1 protein-coding gene (only partly in view) is annotated in these 24,813 nt (G+C 71.2%); it reads left to right on the top strand.

This entire window lies inside a single protein-coding gene on the top strand: locus ACG00Y_RS00645, encoding a cadherin-like domain-containing protein. The 43,518-nt coding sequence extends 3,506 nt beyond the window's left edge and 15,199 nt beyond its right edge, so the window shows coding positions 3,507-28,319 — codons 1,169 (partial) to 9,440 (partial); the first complete codon in view begins at position 2. The start codon and the stop codon both lie outside this window.

The raw sequence follows: 24,813 nt of genomic DNA, 5'->3' as shown, positions 1-24,813 counted from the left end.
CGACAGCAACTCGTCCAGCGACGACGCGGCCGTCGACAACCAGAACACCGCCGCCCGCAACAGCGGCAACTCGGCGGCCAACTCGGCCGGCGCACGCAACTCGTCCACCTCGTCGTCGACACCGTCCGCCCAGGGTACCGGCGGCGGCACGGTCAGCGTGGCGGCGGCCGTCGCCGTCAACGTGGCCGCAGCCACCAGCCGGGCCACGGCCGGCGGCGGCACGCTGACGGCAGGCGGCGCGGTCAGCCTGGACAGCAAGGCCGACACCGACGCCAAGGCCACGGCCGACGGCTCGACGCGGGCCAAGGAAGCGGCCAATCCGAACGACACCGGCGTGGGTGTCGGCGTGGCCATCAACGCCGCCACCAACACCAACGAGGCGCGCCTGCTCGGTGACGCCGTTGTCGCCAGCCAGGGCGTCAACGTGCGCGCCGGCATGACTAGCAACGGTACCCACACCAACGCGGCCGAAGCCAAGAGCGGCGCGGGCGGCGCCAAGACCGGCATCGCCGGTGCGCTGGCCGTCAACGTGGCCGTGGACCGCACGACGGCCGAGGTCGTCGCCGGCGCCAACGTCAATGCCGGCGCGGGCGCCAGCACCATCAGTGCCGCCACCAAGCATGCCGACTCGGCCAGCGCCACGCCGACCGACTCCGGCGTGCAAGCCGATGCCAAGAACACCGGCGTCGGTGCTTCCGTCGCCGTCAACGTGCCCGACATCATTGCCCGCGGCGAAATCGCCGACGGCTCAGTCGTCTCCAGCAGCGGCGCGCTGACCGTCAGCGGCTCGCTGGAAAACGCCATCACGACGACGGCCGAAGGCGGCGCCAAGGGCGAGACCGCCGTCGCGCCTGTCGTGGCCGTCACGGTCGCCAACCAGGACGCCATCGCCCGCATCGGCACCAGCCCCAGCGCCATCAACGCGACCGGCGCCGTCAACGTCAACGCCAGCCTCAAGTCCACCAACACGACCAAGGCCGAGGGCAAGGCCGAAGGCAGCAAGGACGCTGCCGTCGGCGCCGCCATCGCCATCAACGTCGAGAACGACGAGAGCCGCGCCAGCGTCAACCGCAACCTGACGGGCACGACCAGCCTCGGCATCAGCGCGTCTAGCGAGACGGACACGACGGCAAGCGCCAAGGCCAGCGCCGTGGGCGGCAAGGAAGACGACAGCAATTCGTCCAGCGACGACGCAGCCGTCAACGACCAGAACAATGCCGCGCGTGGCACCGGCGACTCGGCGGCCGCAGCGGGCGGCGCGCGCAATTCGTCGTCATCCACGTCTACGCCGTCGGCTGAAGGCACGGGCGGCGGCACGGTCAGCGTGGCTGCTGCGGTGGCCGTCAACATCGCCGACGCGACGGCGAGCGCGACGGTTTCCGGCGCCAGCATCGCCTCCAGCGGCGCCGTCACCGTCGCCAGCACCGCCGACAGCGACGCCAGGGCAATAGCCGACGGCAGCACCCGCGCCAAGGACGAGGACGAGCCTAACGACACCGGCGTCGGCGTGGCTGTGGCCATCAACGTGGGCCACAGCACCAATGAAGCGCGCGTGCTGTCGGGCAGCACGATCAACAGCCAGGGCCTGAACATCACGGCCGGCATGGCCGCCGTATCGGGGGACGGCGCGACGCACACCACCAGCGCCGAGGCCAAGAGCGGCGCGGGCGGCGCCAAGACCGGCGTGGCCGGTGCGCTGGCCGTCAACGTGGCGGTGGACCGCACGACGGCCGAGCTGGCCGGCAATGCCCAGGCCGGCGCGGGCGCCAGCAGCGTCACGGCCAAGAGCACGCATGCCGACACGGCCAAGGCCACGCCCACGGACTCGGGCGTGCAGGCCGACGCGCAGAACACCGGCGTCGGCGCGTCCGTCGCCGTCAACGTGCCCGACCACATCGTGCGGGCCGAGGTGCTCAACGGTGCGGGCCTGAGCAGCGCGGGCGCTCTGACGATTTCGTCCGCTCTCCAGAACACCATCACGACCCAGGCCGAAGGCGGCGCCAAGGGCGGCACGGCCGTCGCGCCGGTCGTCGCCGTCACGGTGGCCAACCAGGACAGCATCGCGCGCTTGGGTACGGGCGGGCTGCTCACGTCCACGGGCGACTTGGCCGTCACGGCCGACCTGCGCTCCACCAACAACACCACGGCCAAGGGCAAGGCCGAGGGCGATGAGGATGCGGCCATCGGCGCCGCCGTCGCCGTCAACGTGGAACTCGACCACTCGACCGCCGAGCTGGCCCGCTCGGTCACCAGCACCGGCGCCGTCAGCGTGGCCGGCAGCAGCCAGGTCAGCACCACGGGCAAGGCCGAGGCCAGCGCGGTCGGCGGTGAGCAGGACAGCGACAGCGCCTCCGACGACGACGGCGTCAACCAGAAGACGGCGGCCGGCCGTGGCCTGGGCAACTCCGCAGCCGGCGACGGCGGCGCGCGCGACTCCAGCAGCAGCGCGGCCACGCCCTCGGCCGGCGTGGCCAGCACCGATTCCACCAGTGGCGACAGCGGCAGCAGCGAGACCGTCAGCGTCGCCGCTGCCGTGGCCGTCAACGTCACCGACGTGACCAGCCGCGCGCGCATCAGCGCCGGCACGATCTCCACGCCGACCAAGAACGTCTCGGTTCAGTCCTCCGCCAACACCGACGTGCAGGCTATTGCCGACGGCAGCGCGACGACCGGCGACGGCGGCACCGGCGTCGGCGCTGCGGTCGCGGTGAATTACGCCGCGACGACCAACGAGGCGCTGGTCAACACCGGCGTCGTCATCGCCGCCGACGGCCTGCAACTCGGCGCGACGATGACCAACGTCGGCGGCGACACCACGCACACGACGCTGTCCAGCGCCAAGAGCGGCGCGGGCGGCGGCGACATCGGCGTGGCCGGCTCGGTTGCCATCAACGTCGTCAACGAGGACACGCGCGCCCAGTTCAGCGGCGGCGCCACCTTGTCGGGTGCCGATTCCGGCGGCTCGCTGCAGGCCATCACCCAGTCCACCGCCAGCGACACGGCGAAGGCGCTGCCCGAGAACGAGGGCGCACAGGCCGGCGGCAGCGACGTGGGCGTCGGTGCGTCCGTCGCCGTCAATGTGGTCGACCGTAACCTCGATGCCACGCTGGCCGACGGCGCACAGATCGCCGGCAATGTGTCGGCGATGACGGTCTCGTCCACCGCGATGGACTCCATCACCACCGAGACCGAGAACGGCGCCAAGGGCGACACCGGCGTCGGCGTGGCGGCGGCTGTCACCATCGCCACGAACGACACGAATGCCTACGTCGGCACGGGCACCGGCACGCTGACCGTAGGTGGTGACATGGCCGTGCGCGCCTTCCGCCTCGACCAGGTGACAGGCAGCGCCAAGGCCGAAGCGGCCGGCAAGGACACCGCCGTCGGCGCCTCGGTCGTCGTCACCGTCGTCGACGGCGATGTCAGCGCGCGCCTGGCCCGCAACGTGACGGCCGGCGGCGCGGCCGAGGTGTCGTCCGGCGCTACGGTGCTGGCTGTCGGCACGGCCGAGGCCAGCGCCTCGGGCAACGATTCGGGTGGCCGCAGCTCCGACAGCGAGGCCGACAACCAGGTCAACAACAACCCCAACAACGGCGGCGACCGCACGCTGCCCAAGAGCAACGACCAGACCAACTCCGCCAACTCGCAGACCAGCGGCGAGACCGGCGGCACCGGGTCGGAAGGCACCGGTGTGGCGGCAGCCATCGTCGTGCAGGTGCTCGTCACCGACAACACGGCCAGCGTGGCCGACGGCGTCAAGCTGACGGCCGGCGGCGCTATTGCCCTCGATGCCACCGCCGACTACAACGTCATCAACACCGCCCAGGGCGATGCCATCGACCTGAGTAAGGACACCAACGTCGGCGCGGCCGTGGCGCTGGGTGTCACGGACGCCAGCAATGTGGCCCAGGTCGGCGCGAATGCCGACCTGCGCGGCGCCTCGGTGCTGATCCGCGCCGACCGCCCCGGCGACAGCGGCGACCATGAATTCCGCAGCCTGGCCGTTGCCGCTGCGGGTGGCAAGGACACCTCGGTGGCCGGCAGCGCCGCCATCAACATCGTCACGCTGGACACTGCGGCCACGGTCGGCGCAGGTAGCCAGGTGCGCGCCAATGCCGGCAAGCTCGACGTCGTCGCCGACCAGAGCACCGCCATCCAGGCCATCGCCGGCGCGGCCGCGCTGAGCACGGGCGGCACGGGCGTCGGTGCGTCGGTCGGTTTGAACATCGTCGTCGAGCGGACCCACGCGACCGTGGGCGCGGGCGCCCAGCTCGCCGCGCGCGATGCGACCACCATCACCGCCACCGGCCAGGTCATCCCGGCCACGCTGGACCTGCCCGATCCGCTGGGCGGCCTGACGGTCAGCAACCTCGCCATCTCCGGTGGCATCTCCACCGACGGCGCCGCGGGCGCCGGCTCGGCGGCGGTCAACATCTACACGCTGGACACCATCGCGCGTCTGGACAACGGCGTGACGGTCAACGACGCCGCTCTGGGCGTGGCCGCAGGCGCGGCCCAGGACGTGACGGTGGGCGCCAGGAGCAAGACCAACATCGAAGGCGGCGCGGGCGCCGGCGGCATCTCCATCGGCAATGCCGGCGTCGGCATCGGCCTGGACGTGACCGTCCTCATCGAGAACACCAAGGCCACGCTGGGCACCGGCGTTGCGCTGAAGGCAGGCCGCGACATCGCGGTGCGCGCGAACTCGGATCAAGACATCACCAGCGTCGCCGCCACGGCAGGCGTGGCAACCGACGGCACCGGCGTGGGCGGCAGCGTGTCCGTCTACATCGTCACCAACACGACCGAAGCCACGACGGCCGGTGGCGCCGGCTCGGCGCTGCAGGCGGGCGGCGCGCTGGCCGTGGTGGCCGATGCGCCGTTCGACCTCACGCAAATTGCCGGTGCGCTGGCCTACGGCAACTCGGCCGGCGTCGGCATCTCCAGCACCGTGCTCGTGCACACCGACACGGTGCAGGCCCTGGTCGGCCCGAACACCGCCATCGCCGCCGGGGCGACCGGGGGCGTCGACGTGGCCGCCACGTCGCACGAGAACCTTGTCACCATCGCCGTCGGCGGCGGTGCGTCCAGCAGCGCGGCCGTGGCCGGCTCGGTCGTCGTCAACGTGCTGAACGAGACGACCAAGGCCCGCATCGACGACAGCGCGACGCTGGTGGTCGGCACGGCCTCCGGGGCCACTCAGGCCGATGTCAAGGTGCGCGCCGAGGACCACACCGAGATCGTTTCGGTGGCCGGTTCGGTGGCGGCATCCAGCAGCGTCGGCGTCGGCGTCGGCGCCGTCGTCAACACGCTGAACAAGACGACCGAGGCGCGCATCGGCTCCAACGCCGTCGGCACGGTCGACGGCAATGTGCACGTGCTGTCCGACTCCAGCGAGAACATCGCCTCGGTGTCGGGCGGCATCGCCGCCAGCTCCTCGGTGGGCATCGCGGTGGACGCCAACGTCCAGGTGCTCAACATCACCACGCGCGCCATCCTCGGCGACGACCCGACCGACGCCAAGGCCAGCGCCGGTGCCGGCGACCTGCATGCGCAGGGCAGCGTGCAGGTGGCGGCCGACGAATACAGCAACGCCAACATCATCACCGGCTCCATCGGCGTGTCCGGCACCGCCGGCATCGGCGCAGCGGTGGGTGTCGTCACGGCGACCAAGAACACGCAAGCCCTGATCGGCGACGGCGCCAAGGTCACGGCCGATGGCCTGCGCCCGGGCATCACCGTGCAGGACGGCGGCATCGGCGTGGGCTACACGCCGGCCGCCGAGATGGACGTCGAGGCGCTGCCCGACGCCTCGTCCGGCCAGCGCGGCTCCGCCTCGGACTACCAGGTCGGCACGCCGGCCTACAACTCGCAGGATGGCCAGGGCAACAGCAGCGACGACGCCAGCTTCAGCGGCATCCGTGCTGCCACGCCGACGACGCGCAGCGGCTTCCAGGGCCTGGCCGTCACGGCCACCAACCGCGACAACATCAACACCTTCGCCATCAGCCTGGGCGGCGGCACGGTGGGCATCGGCGTCGGCTCGGCGACCAACGTCATCGACACGACGACCAACGCCAACATCGGCGCGGGCGCCGACATCAATGCCGACACCAGCACCGCTGGCGCGGGCCAGAGCGTGCTGGTCGGCGCGGGCAACGACTTCTCGCATGTCGCCGTCGCGGCGGCCGTGGGCCTGGGCACGGTCGGTGTGGCGCCGGGCGTGGACGTGTCCGTCATCAGCCATGAAACGACCGCCGGCATCGGCGGCAGCGCCAGCGTCAAGGCGCGCGATGACGTGGTCGTGCAGGCGGCCAACAAGGACCACCTGCTGCTGATCGCGGCCGGTGTGGCTGGCGGCACCGTCGGCGTCGGCGGCGCCGTCAACGTGCTGGTGATGGACAACCAGACCGCCGCCACCATCGGCGCCGCGGCCACGGTCAGCGCCGGCGGCGATGTCGGCGTGCTGGCCGTCGACGACTCCGAGTTGACGGTCATCGCCGGCGCGGGCGCGGGCGGCATGGTCGGCGTCGGTGCGTCGGTCGGTGTCGTCACCGTCACCAAGCAGACGGATGCCGGCATCCTGACCGGCGCCAGCGTCGACGCCAAGGGCGCCGGCAGCGGCCTGGCGGGCCGGCTGGACGGCAGCGTCGGCTCGGGCGGCTTCGGCACGGCCGAGCGCCACGGCGTGGTCGTGCAGAGCAAGAGCAGCGAGGAGTTCTTCCACCTCAACGTCGCCGTCGGGGCGGGCTATGTCGGCGTGGCCGGCGGCGTCGGTGTGACGCTGCTGGACTCCGACACCACGGCCATCATCGGCGCCAACACCAGAATCAACCGCGCCAACGGCAATGCCGGCGCGGACGGCGACCAGGGCGTCTACGTGACCGCGGCCAACAGCGCCTCGGGCACGCACTTCACCGGCGCGGCGGCGGGCGGCTTCGTCGGCGTCGGTGCGGCCGTGCAGGTCGGCAGCCTGCGCAACGACACGGCAGCGCGCATCCTTGGCAATGCGGATGTCGCGGCCGCCGGCAACGTGGCCGTCAACGGCCTGTCGCACATCGACCTCGATACGCTGACCATCTCCGGCGCCGGCGGCTTCGTCGGCGTGGCGGGCGCGGTCACGGTCTGGTCCGTAGGCACGCCGATGGAGCGCGGCTACGAGAACGAGGACGGCGACTCGGCCGACAGCCTGGAGATCAACGGCGGCAGCGGCGACAGTGACGCCGCCGCCCAAGCCACGGCGGCCAAGGGCCAGGTCGGCACCGCGCTGGGTGGCTTCGACGGGGGCTCCGCCGGCAGCGGCCAGCAGCGCGTCAAGGACCGCGCCGGTGCGGCCGGCGCGCTGGTCACCGGCTCCGGCCCCAGCCAGGCCGCGCTGCTCGCCGCCATCAATGCCGCCACGCCCGCTCAGGGCACCGAGGCCACGGTGGCCGGCGGCACCAGCATCACGGCCGGTGGCGCCATCACGGTCAATGCCCGGCAATGGGCCGATTTGGACTTCCTGGTCGGCGCCGTCGCCGGGGGCGCCGGGGGATTTGGCGCCGGCATCGGCGTGTTCTCGACCGCTTTCAACACCAATGCGAATGCGGGCGGCAGCTACACGGCCGGCGGTGTCTTCACGGTCAGCTCGCGGCTGGACAGCACCGTCGACGCCACCGCCTTTGCTGGTGGCGGCGGCTTCGTGGGCCTGGGCGCGGCCGTGTCCGTGCTCAGCGACAGCAGCTATGTGCAGAGCGCGCTGGCCGATAACGCCCGCGTGCGTGCCGCAGCCAGCGTCGACGTGACCGCCATCTCCAACCGCACGATTCACCTGAACACGGCGCAGGGCACGGCGGGTGCCGTGGCTGCGGGTGCGTCCTTCACGAGCCTCAGCAGCGACGGCCAGGTCAGCGCCGACGTGGGCGCGGGCGCCCGCATTGGCCAGGAGGCAGGCCTCAACGTCGGCGCGCTGCATGTCAACGCCACGGCGGATTTCGACACCTATGCGCACACGCTGGCCTTCTCGGTCGGCGCGGTCGCCATCAGCGCCAACTTCGCCGTCGTCGACGTGAAGCCGCTGGTGCGCGCCTCGGTGGGCGACGCCTCGCTGATCAAGACCACCGGCGAGGCGACGGTCGACGCCGTCACCACCGGCAAGGCCGACGCCGACGTGCTGACCGTCACCGCCGGTGCGGGTGCGACCGGTGTCAGCCTGTCCTCCGCCACCTTCTCGCCCACCGTGCAGGCGCTGTTCGGTGCCACCTCGGTGCTGAACGCCGGCGGCTTGATCCGCGTGCAGGCGCGCAACAACCACAACGGCACGACGGCCCTGGCCAACAAGGGCGCCTGGGCGCAGTCCACGGCGCCGGGATTTGGCGGCTTCACCGGCAACGGCGCGGTGCCCACGGCCGAGGCCAATGGCAGCGTCAAGGCCAGCATCGGCTCCGGCTCGCTCGTCAGCGCGGGTGGCCAACTCGACGTGCTGGCCTACAACAACAACGAGGCTCAGGCCGAGGCCCTGGCCCTGTCCATCGGCGGGGCGACCGTCGGTGTCAGCATCGGCAACGCCCGCGCCAATGGCGGCACGACGGCCGAGCTGCTCGGCGGTGTCGGTTCATCCACCGACCTGACCGTGCGCGCCCAGGCGCGCAACCTCGCCAACGCGGAGGCCGATGCCTCCGGCGGCGGCCTGGACGCCAACAACGGCGCCAGCAGCACCGCGCGCGCCAACGGCAATGTGCAGACGACAGTCGGCGTCGCCGCGCAGGACGCGACGATCAACGCCAGCGGCGCCATCGTCATCGAGTCGCGCTCCAGCAATGACGCGACGGCCAACACCTACGGCCTGTCGCTGGGCGTGAGCAGCGCGGTCGGCATCATGGCCGCCAGCGCCGAGGCCTCGCCCGACGTGCGCTCCACCGTCACCGGCAACACCGGCCTGGTGGCGGGCAACGGCGTGCGCGTCGGCTCGTACCACAACCAGAACGGTGAAGACGTGCGCGCCACGGCCGACGCGGCCGGCGGCGGGCTTGGCCTGGCAGTGAGCGGCACCATCGTCAACGCCAACAGCCAGGGCGGGGCGCAGTCGCTGGTGGGCAACAACACGTCCATCGCGGGCGGCAGCGGCGCGGTGACGGTCGAAGGCCTGTCCGACAACGTCGCCAACGCCACCGGCACGGCCTTTGCGGTCGGCGCCGTGGTCGGCGTCGGCGGCGTGGTGGCCAATGCCACCACCGGCGGCACGACGGGCGCCGTCAGCGGCGCCGACGTGACCGGCGCCAGCTACACCGTGCTGGCCCATGCCGACCAGAACGCCGACGGCCACGCCACGGCCGCGGCCGGCGGACTGACCGGCGGCGCCACCGGTGCCGGTGGCACCAGCACCGTCACGCCGACCATCAACGCCGGCATCGGTGACGGTGCGCAGGTCAGCGTCGGCGGCGCTATCTCGGTCGTGGCCGAGACGAATGCCGACTCCGACGGCCTCGCCAGCGGCGTGGCCGTGTCGGGCGGTGTGTCCATGGGCATCTCCGTCGCCGACGCGACGTTGAGCCCGACGATGACCAACCGCATCGGCACGGGCTCCAGCCTCAGCGCCAACGGCGCTGGCTCGGACCTGACCATCGCCACCCGGGTCAACAACGGCGCCAGCAATGCCGGCGGCGCCACGGCCACCGCCACCGCGCCGTCCGGCGGCCTGGCGGCGGGGCTCAGCGGCACCGGCGCTTCGGCGCAGACGACCTACAACATCCTGCAAAGCTCCGGCACCGGCGTCACGCTGAACGCTGGCCGCGACCTGAACGTGGAGCTCAAGGTCGGCAACCACGTCGAGTCCACCGCCAACAGCGACACCTTCGGCCTGGTCGCGGCCATCGGCGGCGCCGTCTCCAGCGCTACCGTCGACGGCAGCGCGCAGAGCAACTTCACGAGCGCCAGCGGCACGGTCGGGCGCAACCTGAACGCGCTGGGTGTCTCCAGCCAGCCCGTCACTAGCACCGCGCGCGCCTCCGGCGGCGGCCTGGTCAGCGGGCAGTTCAACAGCGCCACGGCCAGCTTCACGCCGACCCTCGGCATCAACCTCGGCAGCGGCACGACCAACGTCGGCGGCAGCGCGACGGTGCAGATGCTGTCCAGCACCGACACGACGGCGAACGCCGTCGGCAAGGCGCTCAGCGTCGCGGCCAGCATCGGTTCGTCCAGCGCCACGGCGACGATGAGCCCGACGATCTTCGCCCGCACCGGCAGCCAGCAGCTGACGGCCGGCGGCGCCATCCTCGTCGAGGCCCGCCACAACCACGACGGCACCGCGCCCACCGGCCTGAATGCCGTCGCCACCGCGCTGGCCTCGGCCGGCAGCGCGCTGGTCAGCGGCACGGGTGCGTCTGCGTCCGCCACCGCATCGGCCGTCGTCGACGCCACCGTCGGCGCGGGCAGCAGCCTGACGTCCAACAGCACGGTCAAGGTGCTGGCCGACGCGGCCAACCTGGCCAGCGGCGACACGGCCGGCCTGGGCGCCGGCGGCCTGATCGGCATCGGTCTATCCACCAGCTCGGCCGTTGTTGGCGGCGGCACGACGGCCGACCTGCGTGGCGGCGTGGGCGGAGCCACGTCCGTCCAGGTCATCGCCCAGGGCAAGAACACCGCCGTGGCCGGAGCCAACGCCTCCGGCGCGGCCGGCCTGGCCGGCGCCAGCGGCGGCAGCGCGACGGCGCGCTCCAACAGCGGCGTGACGGCGGGCATGGGCGACGGCGGCATCGCCAGCAGCTCGACGACCACCGGCGCCGTCCTCGTCGACGCCATCTCCAGCGCCGATGCCGACGCCAAGGCCAAGGCTTTCTCCTTTGGCTTTGCCGGCGCGCTCGGCTTCATGAGCGCCACCAGCCAGGTCTCACCCAATGTCACGGCCGAGGTGCGCGGCACCACCAGCGTCAGCGGCAACGGCATCACCGTGCGCGCCCGCCACAACCAGGCGGGTGAGAACAGCACGGCGGTGGCCGATGCGGCCGGCGTGGCCGGCGGCGTGTCCATCAGCGGCGCGCATGCCGACGCCACCGGCGCGGCCGACACCAATGCGCTGGCGGGCAATGCGACCAGCTTCAACGCCGGCAACGGCGCCGTGCTGGTGCAGGCCAATGCGGCCAACGTCGTCACCGGCACCGGCGATGCGTTCAGCGGCGCGCTCGGCGTGTCTGCCGGCATCGTCTCGGCCACGGCCCGCTCCGGCGGCATCACCGAGGCCACCAGCGGTGCCGACGTGCAGGGCGGCTCGCTGACCGTGCAGTCCACCGCCACGCAGACCGGCCTGGCCACGGCCGAGGGCGCGGCCGGCGGCCTGCTTGCCGCCGGCACCGGCGCGGGCGTGACGACCACCGTCAACCCGGATGTGCGCGCGGGCCTGGGCGATGGTGCGGTCATCAATGTGGCCGGCGGCATCAACGTCAGCGGCACGGCCAACACCGATGCCGACGGCACGGCGACCGGCGTGGCCGTGTCCCTTGGCCCGTCGCTGGGCCTGTCCAAGTCCGACGTGACGCTGGCGCCGACGATGACGCTGCGTGTCGGCACCGGCGTCAACGCGACGACGCAATCCGCCAACACCGGCGACATCAATTTCTCGCTCAGCCACAACGGCGGCAGCAACCAGGCCGGCGGCGCCACGTCCACGGCCTTTGCGGCCGGCGGCGGCATTGCGGCCGGCGGCGGCGCCGATGCGAGCGCGGCCCTCAACTACAACATCAGCGCGACGACTGGCACCGGCGTGACGCTGAACTCGGCGCGCGGCGTGTCCTTCGCGACGCAGACCGGCGCGCACGTGGAAGCCGACGGCGATGCCCGTGGCTTCGGCCTCGTCGGCGGCCTGGGCGGCGCTGTGTCTAACGCTACCGTCACTGGCACGGTCAACCAGGCCCTGGGCGCCGTCAGCGGCACGCAGGGCATCGACTTCAAGGTCGAGACGACGGCCAACCACCTCGTCGATGCCACCTCGCGCGCCTCGACGCTGGGTCTGCTCGGCGCGGCCCAGATCAACGGCGCGACGGCCAGCTTCAGCCCGACCATTGGCGCCAACCTCGGTGGCGGCGGCAGCATCAACGTCGGCCGCGACCTCATCGTCACGGCGCTGTCCACGGCCGACACGACGGCCACCGCGCTCGGCGCGGCCACGAGCGCCGGCATCGGCTTCGGCGGCTCGTTCGCCACCGCGACGATGAGCCCGACGATCAATGCGCTGACTGGCAACGAGTCGGCCACGGTCGGCCGCAACATCAGCATCCGCGCCGCGCACAACCATGACGGCGCTAACGCGACGGGCGGCAACACCTCGGCTGTGGCGCGCGCGTCCACCGGGTCCGTGCTGCTCAGCGTCGCGGGCGCGTCGTCGACGGCGAACGCCAACGCCACCACCACCGCGCGCAGCGGGACCGGCAGCGTGCTGACGGCCGGCGGCTCGTTGAGCATCCGCGCCGATGCGGCCAACCTGGCGCATAGCGAAACCTCGGGTCTGGCCGTGAGCCTGGTCGTCTCGGCGGGCAAGTCGGTGGCTGCGTCCAACGCCAATGGCGCGACGACGGCCGAGATCGGCGGTGGCTCGGGCGGCAGCACCGGCGTCGACGTGCGCGCGCTCGGCCGCAACTACGCCGATGCGCACGCCAATGCCTCCGGCGGCGGCCTGGCGGCCGGCGTCAACAGCGGCGACGCGACGGCCAAGGCCAATGGCGCCGTCACGGCCGGTGCGGGCACGGCGAACGCCACCAACACGGTGACGAGCGCCGGCCTCATCAACATCCTGGCGCTGTCCCAGGCGGACGCGAACGCGCAGGCGCGTGGCCTGTCGGTCGGGCTGCTGGGCGCGGTCGGGGTCATGTCGGCCAACGCCGATGTCTCGCCCACGGTCAGCAACCTCGTGCAGGGCACGACGACGCTGAGCGGGCAGGGCGTCAACGTGCTGGCCCAGCACAACCAGGGCGGCCAGAACGCGCGCGCCAAGGCGGACAGCGCCGGCATCGGCGCCGGTGTCAGCGTCGCCGGGGCGAACGCGGTGGCCAAGTCCGGCGCCAACACCAGCGCCGTCACCCAGGTCAACGCGACGCTGAACGGCAACGGCGGCGTCGCCACCGTGCAGGCGCTGGCCAACAACAACGTCACCGCCGACGGGACGGCGCTGGGCGGCGGCGGCCTGGCACGCGGCGCGATGACGGCCACGGCCACGTCCACCGGTACCACCAACGCCAACAGCGCGGCCAAGGTCAACGGCGGCGGTCTCGTCATCGAGGCGACGGCCAACCAGAACGCCACCGCCGACAGCTCGGCTGCGGCCGGCGGCCTGCTGGTCGCCAGCGCCGGCGCCCGGGCCACCAGCGCCGTGACGCCCACGGTCAACGCCGGCATCGGCGCGGGCGCAGTCATCGACGTGAATGGCGCCGTCAACGTCGGCGCCAATGCCAACACCGCGTCCACCGGCACCGCCGATGGCGTGCAGTTCTCGGGTGGTGTCGGCGCGGGCGGCTCGGTCGCCGATGTGGACATCAACCCGACGATGACCGTCAACATCGGCAACAACGCGCGCATCACGACGAGCGGCGGCAACGGCAACGTGCAGATGGCCTTGCGCCTGAACAACGGCGATGCCGGCGCCGGCAAGGCGACCGCGCGCTCCAGCGCCAGCGCGGGCTCGGCGCTGTCGGTCTCGGGCAGCAACTCGACCGCCTCGACGGTCGCCAACCTGACCAACAACACCGGCTCGGGCGTCGTCTTCAACACCTCGGGCAATGTCCGCTTCGACACGCTGTCGGGCCTGACGGCCGATGCGGTGGGTGACAGCCTCAACCTGGGCCTCGTCGGCGCGGGCGGCGTGGCCAGGTCCAGCGCGACGATGGGCGGCACGACCAACGCGACCACGGGCGCCATCTCCGGCACCGTCGGCGGCGACCTGGTCATCAACACGGCCAGCAACTACCGCGCCGTCTCCGACAGCGACGCCGCCGCCGTCGGCCTGCTCGGCTCGGGCGGCGCCAACACAGCCAACGCCGTCATCACGCCGGTCATCAACGTCGGCATCGGCGCCGGCGGCAGCATCGCGGCCGGCCGCGACGTCATCATCCACAACGTCTCCACCGGCGACGCCAATGCGCGGGCCGACGGCGTCAGCGTCGGCGGCCTGGGCTCGTTCAGCGGCTCCGACGCGGCGGCGCGCGTGCGGCCGGACATGGACACGACGATCGGCAACGCCGATGTCAGCGCCGGCCGCAACTTCCAAGTGCTGGCCAGCCACAACCACACCGGCAACGGCGCCAGCGGCCAGGACGCGACGGCCTACGCCAACGCCTCCGGCGGCTCCTTCGGCTTCAGCGGCGTCGGCGCCAACAGCCTGGCGCAGTCCTCGGCCGACATGAACACCTCGCTGGGTGGTGCCAGCAGCGACCTGTCCGCCGGTACCGGCGACTTCACGGTCACCACCCGCTCCGGCAACATGGCCAGCGCCGAGGGCTACGGCCTGTCCATCGGCGGCCTGCTCGGCAAGGGCAATGCCCGCGCGGACAGCATCGTCGGCGGCACGCTGACCAATGCCCAGAACAACACCTACAGCAACGACAACCAGGCCACGACCATCGCGGCCGGCACCGGCATCGCGGCCGGTGGCAATGTCGCCATCGACAACATCAGCGACCAGGGCGCGGCGACCGACACGACGGCCCCGGCCGGCGGCCTGATCGGCGCGGCCTCCAACGACTCCAACGCCATCGTGGCGCGCAACCTGAGCACCTCCATGCTCGGCAGCGGCATCACGGCCGGCGGCAATATCCTGCTCGGCGGCGCCACCAGCGGCGGCGCGCGCGCCACGTCCGATGCCACCTCCTTCGGCCTGGTCTCGCTGGGCAAGGCGCAGGCCAATGCCCAGGTCACGCCGACGGTCGCGACCACCGTGGGCGGCGTGCTCGATGCCGGCGGCCGCATCACCATCCGCGCCGCGCATGACGGCTCCGAGGGCGCCACGGCCAAGGGCGAGGCGGGCGGCGGCAGCGGTTTTGCCAGCATCAACGGCGCCGACACGCGCGCCGCCACCGCAGCGGCGGTCAGCGCCGAGATCCGCAACGGCGCATCCGTGAACGCCGACGGCGGCACCGAGGTGTTGTCCGCCGTGTCCGACAAGGCCAGCGCCCGCTCGGACGGCGAGGCCTATTCGCTGGGCGTCGCCATCGGTGCCACCGATGCCCGTGCCGATGCCAACTCCAGCAGCCGCGCGACCGTGGGCAACGCCCAGATCACCGGCGCTAGCCTGACGGTCGACGCTTCCGGCGGCGGCCGCGGCGCCGCCACGGCGGTGGCCGCGACGGGCGGCCTGCTGGTGTCCGGCAACGGTGCCGCGCCGGTCGTCAACGTCAACCCGACCATCGCGGCCGAGCTGTACGGCGGCGCCAATGTCGACGTGGGCGGCAACGTGGCCATCCGTGCACACGGCAATGCCGAGGGCGATGGCGTGGCCGACGGCAGCTCCTTTGCCGGCCTGGGCACGGGCAGCATCTCGTTGGCCGACGTCAACATCAACCCCAGCGTGCGCGCCGACATCGGTGCCGGTGCGCGCGTGAAGGCGGGCGGCAATGTCGAGGTCAGGGCCGACCAGGGCCAGACCGTCAACACCGCCGACACCAGCTTCGGCGCAGGCGGCGTCAACACGGGCGACAACACCGTCACCCTCAACGGCGCCCATGGCCTGGCCACCGGCGACACGGTCAACTACAGCATCGGCCTGGACGGCAATGTCGCGGTCGGCGGTCTGGGCGACGGGCGCAACTACCAGGTCATCGTGCAGTCGGCCACCGCCGTCAAGCTGGGCTCGGTGTTCAAGTCCAGCACCGTCGACGCGGCCAAGGACCAGATCACCTTCGACGTCGAGCATGGCTTCGTCAACGGTCAGCGCGTCATCTACCACGCGGCCGGCAACGCGGCCATCAGCGGCCTGAACGACGGGCAGGCCTACTTCGTGCGTGTCATCGACGCGCAGACCATCAAGCTCGCGACCAGCGCGGCGGCGGCCACGGTGGCGCCCAAGACCTTCCTCAGCGGTGCCGTTAACGCGACGACCGAGCAGATCTCGCTCGGCGGCCACGGCTTCTCGGAAGGCCAGGCCGTCACCTACCGCACGGCCGGTGACGAGCAGTTCGAGGGCTCGGCCGTCGAGTCGGGCGGCGCCGACCAGATCGCCATCGCCGGCCACGGCTTCAACACCGGCGACCAGGTCAAGTACAGCCTGCGCGACCTCAACACGCTGGACGGCCAACCGCCGGCCGCGATCACCAATCTGACGGGCGACAGCAACTACTACGTCATCCGCATCAACGACAACCAGATCAAGCTGGCCAGCAGCGCCAGCAATGCCACCGCCGGCACGGCCATCGACATCAGCAACACCGCCGAGTCCGCCGCCAGCGGCCATGTGCTGACGCGCGTCGGCGCGGCGCCGCTGTCCGGCCTCGCCGCCGGGAATACCTACTACGTCAAGTTCATCGACGCCAACACCTTCCAGCTCGCCGCGACGGCGGGCGGCGCGGCGATCAACCTCGGTGCGGGCGGCGGCAAGCACACCATCGGCGTCGAGGGCATGGAGCTTTCGGGTGCCAGCACCACCGGCATGCACCAGCTGGAGGTCGACATCACCGGCACCGGCAGCGGCAACGGCCACCAACTGCTGGGCGCGGGCGGTGCGCTGCAGCTGGTCGACAGCGTCACCGACAACGGCGTCTCCAGCGGCAAGACCTCGGGTGCGGCGGGCTCGCTGTTCTTCGGCGTGAAGGGCTCGGAGTCGCGCGTCGACGTGGTCACCAATGTGCGTGCGACGGTCGGCGACAACGCGGTCGTGCAGGCCGGCGGTGACATCCTGCTCGATGCCTTCTCGGCCGCCAACGGCGCGGGCACGGCGGGCTCCAGCAGCGGTTCCTTCGTTGCCGTGGGCTACTCCGAGGCCTACGTCAATGCGACGCAGACCGTGCAGGCCACGGCAGGCAGCGGCGCGCAGCTGACCTCGGGCGGCTCGGTCAGCCTGCTGTCCAAGAGCACGCAGAACGGCACCATCGACGCCAATTCCAAGGGCGGCGGCGTCATCAACTCGTCCGACGTGACGGGCGGCGTGCAGCTCAACCACAGCACCAACGCCGGCATCGGCGACAGCGGCAGCATCACGGCGGCGAACAACGTCAACATCAAGGCCGAGTCGCAGTTCGATGGCGAGGTCAACGGCCGGGCCTCCAGCGGCGGCCTGGGCGCCGGGTCGGATGCCGACATGTACTGGCGCGTCGGCGGCAGCGGCAACCAGCAGCAGACGGCCGTCAACGTCGGCAGCAGTGCGGTTGTCAAGGCCGGCGACGACATCACGCTCGACGCGGCGATGACGCATGCCAAGAGCCGCGTCTCCGCGACCGCCTACTCGGCCGCCGTGGGCGCCAACCCGGACTCGCATGCCTATCTGCGCATGTTCTCGGACGCGGTCGTCAACGTGCGCAGCGGTGCGCTCGTCAGCTCGCTGGAGAACATCGATGTGCAGGCCTCGCATGGCGGGCTGAACGCCTATGCCTACTCCAAGGGCGAGGCCGATGCGGCCGGCGGTGATACCGATGTCGACCTGACCATCGAGCAGCGGCTCAACACGCTGGTCAACGCCGAGGCGGGCGCCACCTTCGAGACCCATGCGCTGGACGTGCGCGCCGAGCTGAACGGCTACGCCACCAACTACCGCTACGTGCAGGACGGCGCCTGGATCGACGACGGCGATGTGAACGCGGGCGCACCGCACACCTACAACCAGCACATCGACTTCAACTCGGATGCGCGCCTGTCGTCCGGCCCCAACCCGGTGCTGCTGGTCGACGCCGCCGGCAATGTCGTCACGGCGCAGAACGTGACGGTCAACAACACGGCCAGCACCGTCATCGTCAACGACATCACCAACGACGACATCGGCACGGCCAACTTCCGCGCCAACGGCGTGTACGACCCTGGCAAGGACATCCAGCCCGGCACCATCACCGGCACGCAGTCCACCTTCACCTTCGTCCACACCTACAACCGCATCACGCTGACCAACCAGTCGGCCAAGGACCTGCGCATCAACAACATCGCGCCGGTCAACACGACGGCGGTGCCGCGCGTGCACATCGACGTCGACAACGTGACCGGGCCGGCCGGCGACCCGACGCCGTTCGAGTTCAACATCCGCCACAGCTACGGCGCCACCGAGCTGCTGATCCGCAACACCAGCACCAACAGCGGTTCGGACGTGCAGCTCAACGGCGTCATCGACAACCCGCTGGGCTCGACACTGATCGCCGCCGTCGGCGGCAGCATCGTGCCGTTCAGCGCGGGTGCGCTGGTGCGCACCAACACCGCGTCCTTCAGCGCCGGCAGCGCCATCGGCCTGTCCAACCAGCGTCTGGAACTGGAGCTGGTGCAAAGCGAGGGCCGCCTGGCCACGCTGGCCAGCGCCTCCGGCGGCGGCACTTTCCTCGGCATCCGCGGCCTGCAGCGTGATCCGAACGCCGGCAGCTTCACGCTCTCCTTGGGCAACCTGTCCGCTGGTGGCGAACTGAACCTGCTGCTGCGCGAAGCCAAGCGCCAGGTCACCGTCGTCGGCACGCCGCCGACCTACCAGGTCGAGGTCAACATCGACTACGCCAGCCGCGGCCTCGACCTCGGTACGACGAACTGGATACGCCACTTCCGCCCCGACCAGGCGGGCAATGCCATCGTCGACTTCCCCGTCGGCTTCTTCGGCACCGGCAACGAGGCCATCGCCTCGACGACCACCATCGGCACGCTCAGTGCAGGCACCGACCTGAGCGTCATCGCCCAGACGCCGGCCCAGCGCATGGACTTGTTCCAGCGCAACACCTGGACGGCCGGCGCCAACGCCACCATCCGCAGCAACGGCGACATCACGCTGCCCAGCACCGTGCAGGCCGGCACCGGCAACCTGACGGTGCAGAGCCTGAACAACTCCGTCCAGGCCGACCATCTCATCGCCGGTGGCAACGCCTCGGTCAGCGCCGCACTGGACATTTCCAACGTGCTGGCCAGCTACGCCCACACCTGGCTGGCGCTGTACACCAACAACCTGTTGACCACCGGCGGCACCGCCGCGATGACCGCCGGCCGTGACATCACGCTGCCGCGCATCGTGCAGGCCGGCAACAACGTCGTCATCCAGGCTGGCCAGCAGGTGCTGGCACCCGCGTCCATCTGGTCTGAGACGGCCGACGTGTCCGTCACCAGCGTCAGCGGCTCGGTGCAGGTCGACCATGTCGTCGCCGGCAGCGACGTGTCCATCACGGCCACGCAAGGCACGATCTCCAACGTGACCGGCGGCCAGACCGGCAACCGTCTCGCCCTCTACCCGAACAACCTCGTCACCGCAGGCGACAGCATCACCATGCTGGCCGGCGGCGACATCACGCTGCCCCGCCTGGTGCTGGCTCAGACCGGCGCCATCAGCATCACCAGCACCGGCGGAAGCGTGCTGCTGGCGCGCGTCGAGGCGGCCAACAACGACGTCACCCTCTCCGCAGCCAACGGCGGCATCCAGGAGATTGGCAGCGACGCGGATGCTGATGTGCTGGGGATCAGCCTGCGCCTGACTGCCGGCGTCGCCGGCATCGGCACGAATGCCAACGCGCTGGAGATTGACTCCTCCCGCCCCAGCCACGGCAACGTCTGGGCGCTGGCCGACGGGTCCGTCTACATGATCGAGGTCGCGGGCGACCTCAACCTCGACCGCGTGCGCTCCAGCAGCGCCGACGTGGAGCTGACCGTGCTGGCCGGCGACCTGGTGGACGACCTGGCCGATCTGCTCTCCGACATCGACGGCAACACGCTGACGATGACCGTCAGCGGCAGCATCGGCAGCTACTACAACGATGTCGAGATCGACAGCCGTTTCAGCGCGGCGGGCGGCTTCGTCAACGCCACCGGCAATGCTGGCGTCCAGCTGACCGAAGTCGTGCAGGCGCTCTACGTGGGCGCCATCGTCAGCAGCGCCGGCCATGTGCGCCTGACCACGCGTGACAGCCAGGCCACGGGCGAGAACATCGTCATCGGCGACGGCCGCAGCGTCAGCGCAGGCAGGAGCGTCACGCTCAGCGCCGGCGACAACCTGATCGTCACCGGCACGGTCTCGGCCGGCGACCGCCTGTTCTTCGGCGTCGACCATCAAAGCGCAGATGCCGAAGGCGCCACCGCCGTCATCGGCGGCACGGTGACGGGCGACCGCCAGGAACTGGTCGGCAACGAGCAGGACGACGTGCTGAACGTCTCCGCCCAGTCGCAAGGTTGGACGATCTACGGCCGCGGCGGCGATGACGCCCTCGTTGGCGGCTCGGGCGCCGATGACCTGTACGGCGGCGATGGTGTCGACACCCTTACCGGCAATGGCGGCGACGACTTGCTCGTGGCCGGCCCCGGCGCTGGCGGCACGCTCAGTGGCGGCGAGGGCGCGGATCGCATCTTCGGCAGCGACGACGGCGGCGATGGTGCGCAAGGCGACACCATTCTTGGCGGCGACGGCGACGACCAGATCTGGGCGCTGGGCGGCTCCGACACCATCGACGCTGGTGCCGGCGACGACTTCGTCGACGGCGGCTCCGGGCACGACGAGATCACCGGCGGCGCCGGCAAGGACAGGCTGTACGGCGGCCGTGGCAACGACACCATCTGGGGCCATGCGCTGTCGGAGCGGACCGACCAACCGGCCGACGACAACGCCACCGACCGCATCTTCGGCGAGCAGGGCGACGACCAGCTCTACGGCAACGGCGGCGACGACTTCATCGACGGCGGCTTCGGTGCCGACAACATCCAGGGCAACGACGGCAACGACGAGCTGATCCAGGGCTACGGCCAGGGCGGCGTGATGCAAGGCGGCGACGGCGACGACCTGCTGGTGGGCTCCGCCGACGGCGAGGACGCCCTCTATGGCGGCGACGGCGAGGACCGCCTGCAAGGCCTGGCCGGCGACGACAGCCTGGACGGCGGCGCGGGCGCCGACACACTGGAAGGCGGCGAGGGCGACGACCTGCTCGAAGGCGGCGCGGGCGCGGATCTGATGGTCGGCGGCGCCGGCAACGACACGCTGCACGGCCACTCGGTCGGCGGCGCGGGTGACGACAACGCGGCCGACTACCTCTATGGCGATTTCGGCAGCAATGCCAACGAGGCCGGCTCGGGCAGCGACAAGCTGTTCGGCCAGGGGGGCAACGACCTGCTGTACGGCGAAGGCGGCGACGACCTCATTCAGGGTGTGGCCGGCATGGCCCAGACCGAGGCCGGCGGCGGCACGACCAACCTCATCGACTTCGGCGGTGCTGGCGACGACGCCGGCTTCTTCAGCGCCTTCCCCGCCACGCCGGCACCGGCTATTCAGCCGGTGGACGACACCAGCCCGCGCGCCGTGGGCGTGCTGCCCGATGGGGTGGTTGGCAGCGGCCGCTGGGCCGACCTGAACGGCAGCTCGGCGGACTCCGCTGTGTTGCGGGGTTTGGCCGGCGACCTCGGCCTGTCGCAGGAGCCGGCCGTCGCGGTCGGCACCGGCGGCGAGCGTTACGTCGCCTGGAGCGACAGCCGCAACGGCAACCTGGAGATCTACGTCGCCAAGCATGACGGCACGCAGTGGGTCACGCTGGGCACCAGCGCGTCGCAGGGCGGCGTGTCCGCCAGCAGCGCGGCGGCCTCTGCGAAGCCGACCTTGACCGTCGATGGCACAGGTGCGCCCGTCGTCGCCTGGACGGAGACGCTGGCCGACGGCAGCCGCGACATCGTCGTCAAGCGCTGGGACGGCTCGGCCTGGGTCAGCCTGGGCAATGCGACCAACAACGGCAACGCGGTGCAGGCCAGGCTGGTCAACACGAGCAATGGCCCGGTCGTCGTCTACACCGATGACTCCGCCGGCAACCTGCGCGTCTACGCCAAGATCTACACCGGCGGCAGCTGGGTCGCCCTGGGGGCCCAAGCCGCCACGACCGGCACCGGCCTCGCCATCGGCACCGAGCTGAGCGACTTCAGCGTCGCGGCCAGCGGCACCAAGGTGGCCATCGCCTACTCGGCCGTGCAGCCGGGCGCCTCGCTGCGCCAGGTCTACGTCACCGAATTCACGCTCACAGCGGGCGGCTCGGCGGGCACGGGCACCTGGGCCGGCCTTGCCGGCTCCAACGCGACCACCGGCGTCAGCGGTGGCGCGGCCGTCAAGACGGCGTTGGGCCTCGACTCGACCTGGCACGCGCAACCCAGCGTGGCCTACTTCGGCGGCAGCCTCTTCGTCGCCTGGCAAGCCTGGGCCGACCAGGGCGCCACCGTCGTGACAGCTCAACTGAGCGCAGCTGGCGTGACCGTCCGCGATGTCATCCAGGATCAGAGCCGCCCGGGCCTGCCGCAGTTGGCGGCCGGCGGCAGCTCGCTGCGCCTGGTGTGGGTCAACACGCCGCTGCTGAACGCATCCAGCAGCCTGTACGAGCGCCAATGGAACGCGACAACGCAGCACTTCGAGGAAGTGCTGCCCGGCCAGGCCAGCGGCATTGGCGAAGGCAGTGGCATCAGCCAGACCGGCGGCGAGCCGCAGCAGTTGGCGCTGGCCGTGGACAGCAGCGGCCGGGCCGTGCTGGCTTGGGCAGACGCCAGCGTCGGTTCACCGGAAATCCTTGTTCGCGCCGACGCAGCCCCGGTCAGCCGTGTCTTCAACACCAGCGCGGGCAACTCGGTGCAGGACATCCTCGACAGCCAGGATCTCGGCGCGGGGGATGTCATCGTCGTCAACGGCAGCCAGGGCGGCTTCACCGTGGCGGCCGGCGATGCCGGCGTGACGATCTGGGGCGCGGCGGGCAGCAGCATCGCCGGCGCGGTGACCATTAACGGCGCCAACGTGACGCTGCAGAACCTGAAGCTGCAGTCCACGCTGACCATCGCCGGCAACGGCGTGGGCGTCAGTGACTCCAGCGCGACCGGCGCGGTCAGCATCAGCGCAGGGCAGGGCGCCAAGCTGTTCGGCAATGCGCTCACCGGCGGCGTCAGCATCGCGGCCGGCGTGCAGAACGCCAGCCTGCGCTTCAACACCATCACCGGCGGCGTCGCGCTGTTGTTGGACAGCGCCACCGGCGTGCAGATCCGCGACAACCGCATCACCGGGACCACCGCCGCGCTGCGCATCGCCGACGGCGCCACCGCCAGTGGCCGCATCGCCGGCAACACGCTGGCCGGCACCGCCGCAGCCACCGTCCTCGACCTGCTGGCCACGTTCAACGGCCTCATCGAGGGCAACCGCGTGCTGGGCGGCGCGCTGGGCATCAACTACGCGGCCGCCAACCAGCTGGCCGGCAACACCGTCAGCGGCGCCACCGTGGGCCTGAAGAGCAGCCTGGCCGGCGCGGCCGCGCTGGGCTGGGTGGGCGCGTCCGTCGACCGCCCCAACACCTTCGAGGGCAACGCCACCGGCGTGCAATTGCTCGGCGGCGCCTTCATGCAGGGTCAGGTCGTGCGTGGCAACACGGTGGGCGTCACCGGCACTGGCCAACTGGGCGGCGCGACGCTGGCCCACGCCAACCTGATCGAGACCAACACCACCGGCGTCAACGCCTTCACGGGCACCATCCAGTTCAACCGTTTCTCGGCCAACAACGTCGCCGTCAATGCGAGCAGCGAGCAGCGCATCCTGCACAACCTGTTCTATCGCAACACGGCGGTGGGCGTGCAGATCACCGGCAAGAACGACGTGAGGGTGTTCAACAACACGTTCTACGCCGTCACCGGCGACAACCTGCGCTCCGAAGGCAACAGCACCGAAGTCGAGGTGCAGAACAACCTGATGTGGGCGATGTCCGGCTACGACTTGTACGTCGCCAACGACAGCCGCTACGGCTTCTACTCCGACTACAACAACCTGTTCACGTCCGGCACCGGCAAGGTTGGCTTCTGGACCAAGGACTTCACCGACATCCTCGACTGGCAGGCGGACATCGACCGCTTCGACCTGCACTCCATCGGCGCCACGGTGGTCAACCCGACCTGGGCAAAGCCTGAGTTCGTCAGCATCCTGGGCGACGATTTCCGCCTGCGCGACCCGCTGGGCCTGCAGCGCTTCAGCTCGCCCGGCATCGACATGGGCAATCTGCTGGTCGACAACGGCCGCAACCCGGCCGAGCAGAACCTCATCGCCAACCCCGGCTTCGAAGGCTCGCTGGCGGGCTGGGAGACCAATGCCGGCTCAAGCTCGCACACGCCGACAGGCGCTACGACCAAGGCCTACGAAGGCAACAACTTCTTCTTCGGCGGCGGCGTGACGGGCGGTTTCGCGCGCCAGACCTTCACGCTGGCCCAACTGGGCCTCACCGCCGCGCAAGCCGACGGCCAGGACTTCGAGCTGCTTTTCGGTGGACGCATCCGCATGGGCGTGGAAAGCCCGGTGGACAGCGGCGAGGTGCAGCTGATCTTCCGCAACGCCGGCGGCGACGTGCTCGCCACGGCCGTGGCCAAGGCCAGCGGCACCACCAACCGCTGGGAACTGGTCGGCCAGCGCGCCGACGTGCCCTTCGGCACGCGCTCGGTCGAGTACGTCTTCAAGACCAACCGCATCACCGGCGGCAATGCCGACGGCTATTTCGACCAGGCCTTCCTCTACAAGGTCAGCGAGAACCAGGCCAGCGACCTCGGCGCCTACGGCCATGACGCGACGGACCTTGCGCTGACTGGTGCGCCCCGCATCAACCTGCGCGGCCCCGACCTCTATCTCGACTGGGAAAAGTTCAAGCCGCTCAACATCACCTGGGAAACCTTCGGCAACGCCGACGACTCGCCGGTGCGCATCGA

Origin of the sequence: Pelomonas parva (genome assembly GCF_043555835.1) — a bacterium.
GTDB classification, from domain to species: Bacteria; Pseudomonadota; Gammaproteobacteria; order Burkholderiales; family Burkholderiaceae_C; genus Pelomonas; species Pelomonas parva.
This window is presented reverse-complemented; position numbering and strand designations above follow the sequence as displayed.